This is a genomic window from Ulvibacter sp. 2210JD10-4, assembly GCF_058148525.1.
On record NZ_JBYVJZ010000039.1, the window covers coordinates 1 to 270 of the forward strand.

Genomic DNA, 270 nt, shown 5'->3' on the forward strand with positions numbered 1-270 from the left:
CTGCACCAATTATGCCATGTACTTCTTTAGCATTGTGTTGCGTTAACGCAGTATTTACATGTGATAAATCAAACAACACTAAATGACATTTTTTTGTTTTCCAATCACCTATTTTTAAGGAATTATTTTCAGATTGCTGGGTTTCCATATCTGTTGCTCCTGCACCTGCAGCCTTTGTTTCACTTTCTTGTGCATCTAAATTAAAATGTGCAATTAAATCTAAACTTACACAAGAATTTGAGGCTCCAGTATCTAAGATAAAGCGTCCTT

1 protein-coding gene is annotated in these 270 nt (G+C 34.4%); it reads right to left on the bottom strand.

Features of this window, described 5'->3' with window-relative positions; translation table 11 throughout:
* Positions 1-270: aspartyl protease family protein (locus tag ACY2RT_RS15385; protein WP_490156806.1), on the bottom strand; the 270-nt coding region annotated here is incomplete at both ends.